The 11530-nt window shown below is 49.4% G+C and carries 13 protein-coding genes; 3 read left to right on the top strand and 10 right to left on the bottom strand.

What is annotated here, in order from left to right:
• Window positions 1-69 precede the first annotated feature (69 nt).
• The 7 genes from SHK35_RS08420 to SHK35_RS08390 all read right to left on the bottom strand — a co-directional run bounded on the left by SHK35_RS08420 (window position 70) and on the right by SHK35_RS08390 (window position 6148).
• Window positions 70-1215 carry an iron-containing alcohol dehydrogenase gene (locus tag SHK35_RS08420; protein ID WP_318709439.1) on the bottom strand — a complete coding sequence of 382 codons (1146 nt, stop codon included), beginning with the start codon at window positions 1213-1215 and terminating at the stop codon, window positions 70-72.
• 15 nt (window positions 1216-1230) lie between these two features.
• A complete protein-coding gene (locus SHK35_RS08415; protein ID WP_318709438.1) occupies window positions 1231-2445 on the bottom strand; it encodes an aspartate aminotransferase family protein in 1215 nt (404 codons plus the stop codon).
• A 6-nt stretch (window positions 2446-2451) separates the two neighbouring features.
• Window positions 2452-3090 (bottom strand): cytidylate kinase-like family protein, encoded by a 639-nt coding sequence (locus SHK35_RS08410; RefSeq protein ID WP_318709437.1) that lies wholly within the window; start codon window positions 3088-3090, stop codon window positions 2452-2454.
• A 12-nt stretch (window positions 3091-3102) separates the two neighbouring features.
• Complete coding sequence (locus tag SHK35_RS08405; RefSeq protein WP_318709436.1) at window positions 3103-3843, bottom strand: amino acid ABC transporter ATP-binding protein; 741 nt, start codon at window positions 3841-3843, stop codon at window positions 3103-3105.
• A gap of 12 nt (window positions 3844-3855) precedes the next feature.
• A complete protein-coding gene (locus SHK35_RS08400) occupies window positions 3856-4623 on the bottom strand; it encodes an amino acid ABC transporter permease (protein ID WP_318709435.1) in 768 nt (255 codons plus the stop codon).
• A gap of 26 nt (window positions 4624-4649) precedes the next feature.
• A complete protein-coding gene (locus SHK35_RS08395) occupies window positions 4650-5507 on the bottom strand; it encodes a transporter substrate-binding domain-containing protein (protein ID WP_318709434.1) in 858 nt (285 codons plus the stop codon).
• Window positions 5508-5746: 239 nt separating this feature from the next.
• Window positions 5747-6148, bottom strand: coding sequence for a cupin domain-containing protein (locus SHK35_RS08390; protein WP_318709433.1), 402 nt, complete (start codon window positions 6146-6148; stop codon window positions 5747-5749).
• A gap of 195 nt (window positions 6149-6343) precedes the next feature.
• Here SHK35_RS08390 and SHK35_RS08385 point away from each other — a divergent pair, with 195 nt between their 5' ends.
• From SHK35_RS08385 to SHK35_RS08375, 3 genes are all read left to right on the top strand, one after another.
• Window positions 6344-7765 carry an alanine/glycine:cation symporter family protein gene (locus SHK35_RS08385; protein ID WP_318709432.1) on the top strand — a complete coding sequence of 474 codons (1422 nt, stop codon included), beginning with the start codon at window positions 6344-6346 and terminating at the stop codon, window positions 7763-7765.
• 97 nt (window positions 7766-7862) lie between these two features.
• Window positions 7863-8462 carry an ECF transporter S component gene (locus tag SHK35_RS08380; protein ID WP_318704791.1) on the top strand — a complete coding sequence of 200 codons (600 nt, stop codon included), beginning with the start codon at window positions 7863-7865 and terminating at the stop codon, window positions 8460-8462.
• A complete protein-coding gene (locus SHK35_RS08375; protein ID WP_318704790.1) occupies window positions 8459-9331 on the top strand; it encodes a pyridoxamine kinase in 873 nt (290 codons plus the stop codon). The genes SHK35_RS08380 and SHK35_RS08375 overlap by 4 nt, the downstream gene beginning before the upstream one ends.
• Here SHK35_RS08375 and SHK35_RS08370 read toward each other — a convergent pair.
• From SHK35_RS08370 to SHK35_RS08360, 3 genes are all read right to left on the bottom strand, one after another.
• The gene (locus tag SHK35_RS08370) at window positions 9319-10272 is read right to left on the bottom strand and encodes a DUF4097 family beta strand repeat-containing protein (RefSeq protein WP_318709431.1); all 954 of its coding nucleotides are present in this window, start codon (window positions 10270-10272) and stop codon (window positions 9319-9321) included. The two genes, SHK35_RS08375 and SHK35_RS08370, sit on opposite strands and share 13 nt — an antisense overlap.
• A 72-nt stretch (window positions 10273-10344) precedes the next feature.
• Window positions 10345-11010 (bottom strand): DUF1700 domain-containing protein, encoded by a 666-nt coding sequence (locus tag SHK35_RS08365; protein ID WP_318709430.1) that lies wholly within the window; start codon window positions 11008-11010, stop codon window positions 10345-10347.
• Window positions 11011-11046: 36 nt separating this feature from the next.
• Window positions 11047-11412, bottom strand: a complete 366-nt coding sequence (locus tag SHK35_RS08360) for a PadR family transcriptional regulator (protein WP_318704787.1) — start codon at window positions 11410-11412, stop codon at window positions 11047-11049.
• Window positions 11413-11530: the final 118 nt, after the last annotated feature.

The raw sequence follows: 11530 nt of genomic DNA, 5'->3' as shown, positions 1-11530 counted from the left end.
ATTATTTACAGAAAAGAGAATAAACGGAAAAACTAAAGAAAAAGTAATGACAAATTATAGTTTAGGGATTTAAATAACAAAAAGGGAATACGCCTTCTCATAGAGCTGTGCGATTTCTTCTTCTGTAAATTTTCTTGGATGATTTGCAATGCCTGCAGCCGAAACGGTAAAGCAGTTCTTTGTCATCCATGGAATATCCTCCCGGGTAATGCCCTGCTCCCCCAGGGATGTAGAAAGCCCGATTTCCTCTAAAAGCTTTCTAAGCTGGCTTGCGCAGTCCCTTTCGTCCTTCCCTCCCAGGGCCTTTGAGATCACTGCATATCGGTCCGGGGCCGCATCTATGCTTGCCTCCGTGATCACGGGGGTGAGAGCCGCAAGTCCTCTTCCGTGGACAATGTCCTTACAGCCGCTGGCCGGATGCTCCATTCCATGGGGCAGCGTCACCCCCGCCGTGTTGATCACCATGCCTCCTATGGTGCTGGCCCAGGCCATTGCATCCCAGGCCCCGGCGCTCTCCTCGCCACGGCACAGCGAAACCAGATGCTTTCCAATCATCTGCATGGCCTCCACGCACATCATATCAGTCATGGGCTGCGCCAGTCTGGACAAATAAGCCTCCATGGAATGGCAGAGGGCGTCAAAGCCCACGGAAGCCAGAACAGACTTGGGCATGGTTTCCATCAGCCTGGAGTCGATTATGGACGCCTTGGGAATAATGGTGTTGCTCCGGAGAGATTTCTTGTCCCCGGTCTTTGGATTGGTCAAAACCGCAAAGCCGTTTCCCTCGCTGCCCGTTCCGCAGGTGGTAGGCACCGCCACAAGGGGAAGGGCGCTTTTGCCTGCAGCCCTGTTAAAGATATAATCGTTGATGTCTCCATGATTTACACACAGAAAGGCGATCCCCTTTGCGCAGTCCAAAACGCTGCCTCCGCCAAGTCCGATAATCACATCACAGTTTTTCTCTCTGGCAAGCAAGGCTCCCTCCTCTGCCGTGGTGGTCAGGGGGTTTTGTCTCACCTTGTCAAATACCACAGCCTTAAGCCCGTTTCCCTCCAGATTTTCCAGCACACGATCCAAAAGCCCGCTCTTTTTCGTGCTGCTTCGTCCAGTGACCACAAGAGCGCTTTTGCCGTACTGAGCTGCAATAGAGCCTATGCTCTCTGCCTCTCCCCGTCCGAAAATCAAATTTACAGGTAAATAATATTTGAACTTCATTCTGCCCTATCCTCGCTATGCCAACGCTTTTACTGTCTCCTCAATAATGCCAAAGGCCTTGTCACAGTCCTCTTTGGTGACAATAAGAGGCGGAACCATACGGATAATATGCTCTCCGATGGCCGTGATCAGAAGCTTTCTCTCAAGACAGCCGTGCTTTACGTCCACGCCTTTGATGCTTTGGTCAAACTCTACGCCGATCAACAGCCCCTGATATCTTACCTCTTTTACATGGGGCAGGGTTTTCAGCTTATCGCAGAAATAATCTCCCATTTCTGCAGCGTTTCGCGCCAGGTCTCTGTCCAGAAGCTCCCCTATCTCAGCCAGCGCCGCCGCACAGCATACAGGGTTGCCTCCGTAGGTGGTTCCGTGGGAGCCGGGGGTAAAGGCCCCTGCTACCTCCGCAGTGGCACAAATGGCGCCGATAGGCATACCGCCGCCCATAGCCTTTGCCATAGATATGATATCCGGCTTTACTCCATAATTCATATAGCTCATAACCGCTCCGGTTCTGCACCAGCCGGTCTGTACCTCGTCCAGCAAAAGCAAAATCCCCTTTTCGTCGCAGAGTCTGCGAAGCCCCGTCATAAACTCCTTAGTGGCAGGATGCACGCCTCCTTCTCCCTGCACCGGCTCGACCATGATACCGATAGTGTTCTCTGAAACTGCCTCCCTAAAGGATTCCAGATCATTAAACTCTGCATAGGAGAAGCCGGGCGTCATGCCCCCAAAGCCGATCTGGCAGGCATTGTCAGGCTGTCCGGTGGCGCTCATTGCGCCAAAGGTTCTGCCGTGGAAGGACATTTTTGCCGTTACGATATTGTACTTATTGGGACCGTACTTTTCAACGCCGTACTTTCTCGCCATTTTAATCATAGCTTCATTGGCTTCGGCTCCCGAATTCTGATAAAAAATTTTATCCATGCCAATGGTGGTACATATCTTTTCCGCCAGCAGCGCCTGAGGTATGGTGTAGGGATAGTTAAAGGTATGTATCAGGTCCTGACACTGCTCCTGTATTGCCTTTACCACCTTCTCATTACAGTTGCCGGCGCTGTTTACCGCAATCCCCGCATAAAAATCAAGGTATGCGTCCCCGTCCGTGCTGTACATATACATATCCTTTGCAGTCTCAGCCACAAAGTCAAAACGCTCGTAGGTCTCAATGATATACCTTTTGGCCTTCGCCTTGATATCCTCTGCCGTTAATCCTGTATCTGCAAGCTTCATAACGTTTCACTCTCCTTTGATAAGTCCTTTTATCATTAAATAATCTTTGATCAGCTTCACGCAGTTATCCACGCCCACTCTTTCGCTGTTTAATGTGAGATCGTAATTTACCGGATTGGTCCAGTAATTTCCATGGGTGTAATATTTATAATAATCGGCCCTGTAAGCGTCCGTGTGTTCAATGGTGGCGCTGGCCACCTCCGGAGTCACTCCCATGTGCTCAATGGTTCTCTCCACGCAGAACGCCCTGGGCGCCTCAATATAAATGCTTACCACATTGGGCCTTCCCCGCAGAATCCAGTCCGCGCACTTTCCTACAATACAGCAGGATTCCGTATCCGCCAGATTTTCGATGATCTGCTTTTGATACTCAAACAGCTTATCATCCGACACAAACTTTTCATTTCTGGATATATAATTTCTGGAACGGGGCAGACCCTTAAGCAGGCTTGCAAAGCTGCCATGGGAGCGGATTTTCTCGTTTACCTCACTGAACAGCTGCTCGTCTAATCCGCTCATCTGAGAGGCCAGTGTGAGAATCCTGTTTTCATAGCAGTGAATTCCCAGCTCCGCCGCCAGCTTGGACGCAATTTCCTTTCCCCCGCTGCCAAAGCCTCTGGCAAAGGTAACTACAAAATTTTCCATCTTCCATCCTCCCTATCCTGCCATAAATCTGCTCAAAAATTCCCTGGTTCTGGGATTTTTGGGATTTGTGAACAGTTCCCTTGGATCGTCATCCTCCACAACAAATCCCTTATCCATGAAAATTGTCCTGGTGGACACATCTCTGGCAAAACCCATTTCATGGGTCACAATGATCATGGTAAGTCCGGTTTTCGCCAGCTCTTTCATAACGTTTAAAACCTCTCCCACCATCTCGGGGTCCAGGGCGCTGGTGGGTTCATCAAACAAAAGTACCTCCGGGTTCATGCACAGTGCCCTTGCGATGGCCACTCTCTGCTTCTGGCCGCCGGATAAATGCTCCGGGAAAGCATTGATATAGGGCGCCATTCCCACGGATTTCAAATTGGAAATAGCCCGGGCATAAGCCTCCTCCTTGGATATATGGAGCACTCTTCTGGTGCCCGCCATACAGTTTTCCAAAACATTCATGTTGTTAAACAGGTTAAAGGACTGAAATACCATCCCAACCTTGGCCCGGTAAGCGTTGATCTCCTTCTGCACATCCCGTATTTCCCTGCCGTGATAATAGATTTTCCCCACCGTCTGGTGCTCCAGGCGGTTGATGCAGCGCAGGAGGGTTGATTTTCCCGAGCCGGAAGAGCCCACAATACAAATTACCTCACCCTTTTTCACCGAAAAATCAATTTTTCGCAGGACCTCATGGCCGCCGAAGGATTTGCCAAGCTCTTCAATTTTTATGATATTATCTTCCATAACCTACACCTCCTATTGATTGTCCATGAATTCCACTGCGAGCACATAGTCCTTTTTCAACGCCATCTTCTTTTCCAAGTACAAAAAGAGCTTATTAAATAGGAAGCAAAGGACAAAATAGATGGCCGCAATAATCAAATATGACTCAAAATATTTATAGTAATTTCCTGCAACGGTCTTTGCTGTCATAAACAGCTCGGAAAGACCAATTACATTTAATACCGACGTCATTTTGAGATTGGTTAAAAACATATTTGCCATTTCAGGAATAATGTTCTTGAATGCCTGAGGCAGCACTACGGCAAACATAACCTTCATAGGTGACATTCCCAAGGCAAGGCCTCCTTCTCTCTGCCCCAGATCAATGGAGTTGATGCCTGCCCGGACGGTTTCTGCCATATAGGCTCCGGTGTTTAATAAGGTTACCAAAACAGCCGCTGCCATGACGCCGATCTCCACGTTTGCCTGGCGCAGGCCATAGTAGATTACCATGGCCTGCACGATCATAGGCGTATCCCGGAACAATTCCACATAAACGCTGCAGACTGCCTTTAAAATCTTAACAACACATTTCTTTACTATATTATCTTCCCGGCTCATGCGGATATCCTGTATGATACCCAGCAAAAATCCCATGACAAAACCGACGATAGTCCCCACTACAGCCACATACAGGGTGATCCAGGTTCCCTGCCAAAAAGAAGCTGCATATCTTTCCGCTAAAAATAGCATCCACCCTACTGTGCTTGTAGGGGTTTGCGCTGTAAGAAATCCAATCATAAGGCTACCTCCGGTATGTATATTTATTAGTTAGCTGCGGGCTGCAATTCGATGGCAAGCGACATCATCTCATCCATCTTTTCCTTATCCCACTCCAGTGCATCCATTGCGCCCTGAATTTTGTCTCTAAGCTCCGTGTCGTCCAGTCTTGTGGCAATACATACATTGGTCATGCCATTGTCATCCACAAAGCCCTTTCCTTCCTCAAAGGTAAGAATCACCAGATCTGTATTGGTAAGCAGCGCCGATTCCGCAGTGGGTTTGTCAATCAGAGCCGCATCTGCCACACCGTTGGACACCGCCATAAAACATTCCGCCGTAGTGGCGTAGTTGGCAGCTTCCACCCTGTCTGGAATCTGCTCCATCAAAGAAACCCAGCCCGTACCTGTCTGCGTGGTGACGGAAATGTTTCTGCCTGCCAGCTCCTCTAACGAGGTAATATTTTCCAGGCCGCTTCCCGCCTTCACCGTAAGGCAGTTATCCCTGTAATAGTAAGGAGTGGTAAATGCGTAGGAAGCTTCTCTTTCCGGCGTTTTGCCCATGCCTGCGATAATGCAGTCATATTCGCCGGAATCCATTGCCAGACCGATGGAATCCCACTCCACCTTGTGGATCTCCAGCTCCATGCCCAGCTGCTTGGCTATCATCTGGGCCATCATTACATCATAGCCATATGCGTAATAGCTGCTGCCGTAGATAGGCACTGCCGTGTCTCCATTGGAAACCTCTGCCGTCTCCTGGGTCCAGTTAAAGGGAGCATATGCACATTCCATGCCCACACGCAAAACTGCCGTATCTTCCTGGGCCTCCGCGCTTGAGCATCCTGCAAGCATACCTGTCGTCATAACCAGAGTCATAAGGAAAGCTACCATTTTCTTTTTCATAATTGTCTCCTCACTTTCTTTGTCCAGCCAAAAAAAGAACGGCGCATACTTATCGCTAAGTAAACGCCGTTGTTTTTCACGAGCTGTTCAATTGATGAAGTGAGTATAAACCCTGTGCGATATAATGTCAATGGCTTTTTTGAAAACACCTTTTTTTTGTTAAAAAATACAGTTTTTCTCAATGTTTTTTTCTTATTTTCTATTTATTTGATAAATAAATGCAGTATATCGCACTTCATTCATGCACTATAGTGAAATACGCACACGATTTTTAAGAGCTTGCTCCCTCTGTTTTGGTACTCATGGTTCCTGTCCGTATCAAATCTTACTGCGTCCCCCTCTTTGACACAGTAAGCCGTTCCTCCCACAGACAGGGTCAGCACCCCCTGCTCTACGATCACATACTCTTCGGTATTTTCTCCATGGGTGCCGCTGAAATAGGAGCTGCCCGGCTGGATTTCAAAGGTATACAGCTCTATATTGCTTTCCTTTTCATAGGGGAAATACGTGTAAACCTTATATTTATCCTGCAGCTCCTTTGTGGGAATCAGCTTTTCTTTGCTCACCCGGTATACCCTGTCCCCGGGGGTTTTCACCAGATCGGAAAGCTCCACCCGCAGGCCGCTTACAATTTTCCCCAATAGACTGATTGTGGGATTGGCCTCCTTTGCAAATCAGAATCTCCACTCCCCTTGTCTCCTTTGCTGTTTCATTATACCAGCTTTCCCTCAGGCTGCAATCCAATAAAACGCCGCAAAAAAGGATTGCCATTTTTACTTTATTCCAGTAAACTGTTAACATGGTAAAAAGAATATCTGCTGAAAGAAGGAAAAATTATGTTTGAAGCAATCGGTAACTTTATTTTGGAATTGGATAACGTAATCTGGGGCTGGTGGCTCATCATCCTGTTGTTTGGAACCCACATTTTTATGACGTTCCGCACCGGGTTTATCCAATGGAAATCCATCACCAAGGGAATCCGGCTCTCCGTGACAAAGGACCCCGACGCCGAGGGGGAAGTGTCCAATTTCGGCGCCCTCACAACGGCGTTGGCCGCCACCATCGGAACAGGCAACATTATAGGCGTGGGCACGGCAATCGCGCTGGGAGGTCCGGGAGCCGTTTTGTGGTGCTGGCTTTCCGGCGTATTCGGGATTGCCACAAAATATGCGGAATCACTGATTGCAGTAAAATACCGTGTGAAAAAGGCGGACGGACGTATGCAGGGCGGCGCCATGTACGCCCTCCAAAGAGGCTTGAAATGGAAAAAGCTGGGCGGCGTGCTGGGTATGATTTTTGCGGTCTTTGCCGGCTTCGCTTCCTTCGGCATCGGATGCGCCACCCAGGTAAACGCCATTGCCAATGTGGTAAAGACGAACACAGGCATACCGGGCTGGATTGCAGGCCTTGTGATTGCGGTGCTTACAGGCGTGGTTATCTTTGGAGGCATCCGCTCCATTGCCAACGTATGTGAAAAGCTGGTGCCCTTTATGGCTGTCTTTTATGTGGCAGGCTGCCTGATCATTTTAGGCATAAATTATGACTATATCATACCTGCCATCTCCACCATTCTGAGACTTGCCTTCAAGCCGGGAGCCGCTGCAGGCGGTCTTGTGGGAACCGGCATTATGATGGCCATGCGCTACGGCATCGCCCGTGGATTGTTTTCCAATGAGTCCGGCATGGGCTCTGCACCCATTGCGGCAGCTGCCGCCCAGACCCGGAATCCCGTCAGGCAGGCTCTGGTCTCCTCCACAGGCACCTTCTGGGACACTGTGGTGGTATGCCTGATGACCGGTCTTGTACTGGTGTCCACCATTATGAAAAACCCCTCTATCAACGCCGATGAAATCACAGACGGCGGTATTTTAACCACCCTGGCTTTTGACCAGATTCCCTATCTTGGTCCCATTATCCTGACCCTGGGTCTGATCTGCTTTGCTTTTTCCACCGTGCTTGGCTGGGCTTACTACGGAGAGCGCGCAGTGGAATACTTTGCAGGAAAGAAGGGATTAATTCCCTACCGTGTTCTGTATGTGGCCGTAGCCGCCATCGCGCCTGTCGTGACCCTGGACGTAGTGTGGGCGCTGGCGGATATCCTAAACGCCCTTATGGCCATACCAAATCTCCTGGCGGTGCTTTTACTGTCAAACGTGATTGCCCGGGAAACCAAGAAATACATAAACGATCTGGACGCCTGGGATGACACTCCCGTACCGGTCATTGACGACCAAAAAAGGGAAAAGACGGCGGACTGATTTGGTTTGAACTGGACTGATAAAAAAATTCTATTCTGGCACTTTTTATGATACCACTTTTGTTTATAATGTGATATAACGAAAGGGAGGTATCATTATGAAAAATCATATGGCACAAAAAATTGCACTGACCGGTCTTATGGCCGCTTTATCCTATGTAGTATTCACCTTTTTGCAGATAAAAATCTTTCTGCCCGGAGGCGACGCAACCTCCATTCATCTGGGAAATGCGGTCTGTGTGCTGGGCGCCCTGCTTCTGGGCGGCGTATACGGCGGCATCGGCGGCGCCATCGGCATGACCATCGGCGATCTGCTGGACCCCGTGTATGTGGTGTACGCCCCGAAAACCTTTATTCTGAAGCTTTGCATCGGTCTGATCACCGGGCTCATTGCCCACCGGATCGGTAAAATCAGCGAGGAAACCGATCACAAAAGGGTGCTTTTGTGGAGCAGCCTTGCAGCGGCAGGGGGCCTTTTGTTCAACGTAATTTTCGATCCCCTGGCCGGATACTTTTACAAGCTGCTCATTCTGGGCAAGCCTGCGGCAGAGATTACTCTGGTCTGGAACGTGGCCTCCACCTCTATCAACGCGGTGATTTCACTGATCGTATCGGTGGCAGTATATATGGCCCTTCGCCCCGCCATGAAAAAGACCGGGCTTTTAAACGACATGATTGGAAAAAAGAGGCTGGTATGATTAATTCTTTACAAAATCAAGGTACACAAAAAGGCGCGGCAGAAATTCCGCGCCTTGCTATGATTAACGATATTGCAGGCTTTGGACGCTGCTCCACCACAGTTTCGCTGCCTGTGATCAGCGCCATGGAGGTACAGGTCTGCCCTGTGCCTACTTCTATTTTATCCAACCACCTGGGCTTCCCTCTTTGTCATTTTGATGATTACACCCCGCATATGCGGGAATATCTGCGTCCCTGGCAGGAAATGGGAATCACCTTTGACGGACTTTACTGTGGTTTTTTGGGAAGCGCGGAGCAGTTTGCCATCGTGGAGGAGTTTCTGGATACCTTTCAGCCGGAGCTTTTTCTTTTGGATCCTGTTATGGGGGATCACGGCAAGCCCTACTCTACCATCACAAGGGAGCACTGCCTGCGCATGAAAAGCCTGATGGGCCGTGCAGATATCCTGACGCCCAATATCACGGAGGCATGCCTCCTTACGGATACTCCCTGCCGGGAAAGCGGCTGGACGGATTACGAACTTTTATCCCTGTGCGAAAGGCTTTCCAAACTATGTCCGGGCAAAATCGTCATCACCGGTCTTACGAAGGCCAGCCTTTTCATGAATTATATCTGGGAAAACAACAGCCACAGCGCCTATCTGGCTCCCGCCGCAGGAAGCAGCCGCCCCGGCACAGGGGATCTGTTTGCCTCCATACTGGCGGCAGACGCTCTGCACCACAGAGATTTTTACGCTTCCGTAAAAAAGGCGGCTGACTTTGTGGCTCTGTGCATCCAAGGCAGCGAGAGGGCAAATATCCCCGTGAGAGAGGGAGTTATTTTTGAGAAATACCTGGGAGAACTGATCCGGCAAAATCAGTCAAAATAAATTTCAACGCTGCCCATAGCGCAGTCCACATCAATCTGTCTTGCCGCGCCGTTGTCCACATACTGTTCTCTGGCCAGGCCGCTGTAGGCTCTGCCGCCGATCTCAACGCTTCCCATACCGCATTCTACCGCATAATTATAATCCTCTTCCCCCATCTCAAGATACATTTCCACACTGCCCATGGAGCATTGAATATCCCCATGCTCTGTCACATTGCCCTCCAGATAAAGATGTCCCACACCGACTTCTCCATCAAGCTGTCTCGCCTCAAGCTCATACACCTCAATCAGGCCAGCTCCCACACTCATGTCCAGCGTGTCCGCCTGCAGCCTCTGGGCTGTAATCTCCCCGGCGCCCGCTTCCAGAGAAATCTCCCCGGCATAAAGCTCCTCGATCTGAATGCTGCCGGCTCCCACACTCATGTCTGCGCTGTCTAAATAGACTCCCTGGGGAACATACAAGGTAATCTCGCAATTCTTTATCTCATCCCAGATATTCCCGTTTCGCAGCGCTTTCACATAAATAGTGTCGCCTTCCACATATCCCTGGAGGCTTTTCATATTTTTCGCCTCCAGATAAAAATCTGCGTCCGGGGACTGCTCCAGATAAAGCACGCAGCCCCCTATCTCTATGTCTAAATTGCGGATGTCTCCGGTCAGCGCATAACGCTCTACATCGCCCTCCAGGATATCATATCCATCCGCAAAAGGAATTGCATCCTCGATATCATAATATCCTTCGCCGCCGATCTGTTCCATGAGATCATCTCCCACTTCTCTCAGACCGCCAAGCTGCAGACGCACCCTTCCGCCAGTGATGGCCTCCACCGCATCCTGGATAGCAATTCTTCCTCTGGCGTTTCCCGCCACAATCCCAAGAATCAATCCCAGTACCACAAATATCAATGCTGTGATGGCACAGCCCTTCATAAACCTTTTCATTCTAATACCATACCTTTCTCATCCCGCCGTCTCTCGTCTTTCAGTCTGCCGTCATTCAGATGTTTCAGTCTTTCAGGCCGCCGGGGCGTTTTTGGGAGATTTCTTTTTAAACAGTCCTGCAATTCCCTTGCAGATAGCCGGCGTTGCAATACCGGCCATGGCCACTGTGAGCATCAGGAATAAAATCCCTACGCCGCCGCATACCAGTCCTCCTCCAATAAGCGCAAGCCCTGCCAGAGGGTCCGTAAACAGACACATAATACCCAAAACCAGCAAAAAAAGCAACACCGCAAAAAGAATTACCGCCGTAAGGCCAAATCCAAAAATCAACGCAAACCAGGCAGCCACGATTCCAAAAACCACGCCTATGACGCCGGATCCTACGCTTAATATCACAGGGGAAGCCAGAACACACAGCACTACAATCAAGGCTACCATGCCTGAGGACATTTTTTTGTCACTTTTTTCCACCGCCGTATTTGCAGACTGAGCGCTCTGCTGGTACTGTACCACCGCCCGGTCACTGGGAGCGCTTCTCTGATAGGAGGTATCTCCGTAACCATTTCCATACAGGTCTCTTTTGATATTCTCCGCCACCTTGGCAGGATTCCCCAGCGCCTCAATGACGTCCTGCTCATTCTCCGGGCCCGCGTCATTAAAATATTCATTGTAATATTGTAACGCCTCTTCTCTTTCTGCAGGTGAAATATTCTGAAGCAGGCTTTCTAACTGTCTCATAAAGTCAACTCTGTTCATATTGCCCTTTCCGGCGCATCAGCGCCTGTTCCTTTCCTCATCCTTGTTGCCAGCCGCTGCCGAAAAATCGATGCGGCCCTCAAAAAGTCCTGTCACTTTATCCGCATATCGTCTCCACTCGCTCTCATACAGCCTAAGCTGCGCCCAGCCTCTGCTGGTTACCTTGTAATACCTTCTGTTTCTTCCTGCGCATTCCATGTCATACACCTCAAGGCATTCATCCTTCTGCAGTCTCCGCAGAACAGGATATAAAGTGGACTCCGACAGCTCAATTACCTGACGAACCTCCTGGGTGATTTTATACCCATATGTTCCCTCCGGTTCCTTTGACACAACCGCCAGAACGATTGCATCCAGCAGAGCCGCGCCCGTATTAAATACCATGTCATCGCTCCTTACTCCAATATGAATTTTATAATATTATATGCCATATAATATCTGCTTTGTGTCTATACTATATAGCATATAATATTGTATGTCAATATATATTTGCCAAAGACAT

Source organism: Candidatus Acetatifactor stercoripullorum (assembly GCF_944382095.1).
GTDB lineage: Bacteria > Bacillota > Clostridia > Lachnospirales > Lachnospiraceae > Acetatifactor > Acetatifactor stercoripullorum.
Note: the sequence above shows the minus strand (reverse complement) of the source record. Positions and strands in the feature narration are given on the sequence as shown.

Coding starts and splice junctions, on each gene's coding strand:
- SHK35_RS08360 (WP_318704787.1), bottom strand. CDS start 11,412: ATGGTATTTAATACGGGCGCGGCTCTGCTGGATGCAATCGTTCTGGCG.
- SHK35_RS08415 (WP_318709438.1), bottom strand. CDS start 2,445: ATGAAGCTTGCAGATACAGGATTAACGGCAGAGGATATCAAGGCGAAG.
- SHK35_RS08375 (WP_318704790.1), top strand. CDS start 8,459: ATGATTAATTCTTTACAAAATCAAGGTACACAAAAAGGCGCGGCAGAA.
- SHK35_RS08405 (WP_318709436.1), bottom strand. CDS start 3,843: ATGGAAGATAATATCATAAAAATTGAAGAGCTTGGCAAATCCTTCGGC.
- SHK35_RS08380 (WP_318704791.1), top strand. CDS start 7,863: ATGAAAAATCATATGGCACAAAAAATTGCACTGACCGGTCTTATGGCC.
- SHK35_RS08365 (WP_318709430.1), bottom strand. CDS start 11,010: ATGAGACAGTTAGAAAGCCTGCTTCAGAATATTTCACCTGCAGAAAGA.
- SHK35_RS08400 (WP_318709435.1), bottom strand. CDS start 4,623: ATGATTGGATTTCTTACAGCGCAAACCCCTACAAGCACAGTAGGGTGG.
- SHK35_RS08395 (WP_318709434.1), bottom strand. CDS start 5,507: ATGAAAAAGAAAATGGTAGCTTTCCTTATGACTCTGGTTATGACGACA.
- SHK35_RS08410 (WP_318709437.1), bottom strand. CDS start 3,090: ATGGAAAATTTTGTAGTTACCTTTGCCAGAGGCTTTGGCAGCGGGGGA.
- SHK35_RS08370 (WP_318709431.1), bottom strand. CDS start 10,272: ATGAAAAGGTTTATGAAGGGCTGTGCCATCACAGCATTGATATTTGTG.
- SHK35_RS08385 (WP_318709432.1), top strand. CDS start 6,344: ATGTTTGAAGCAATCGGTAACTTTATTTTGGAATTGGATAACGTAATC.
- SHK35_RS08420 (WP_318709439.1), bottom strand. CDS start 1,215: ATGAAGTTCAAATATTATTTACCTGTAAATTTGATTTTCGGACGGGGA.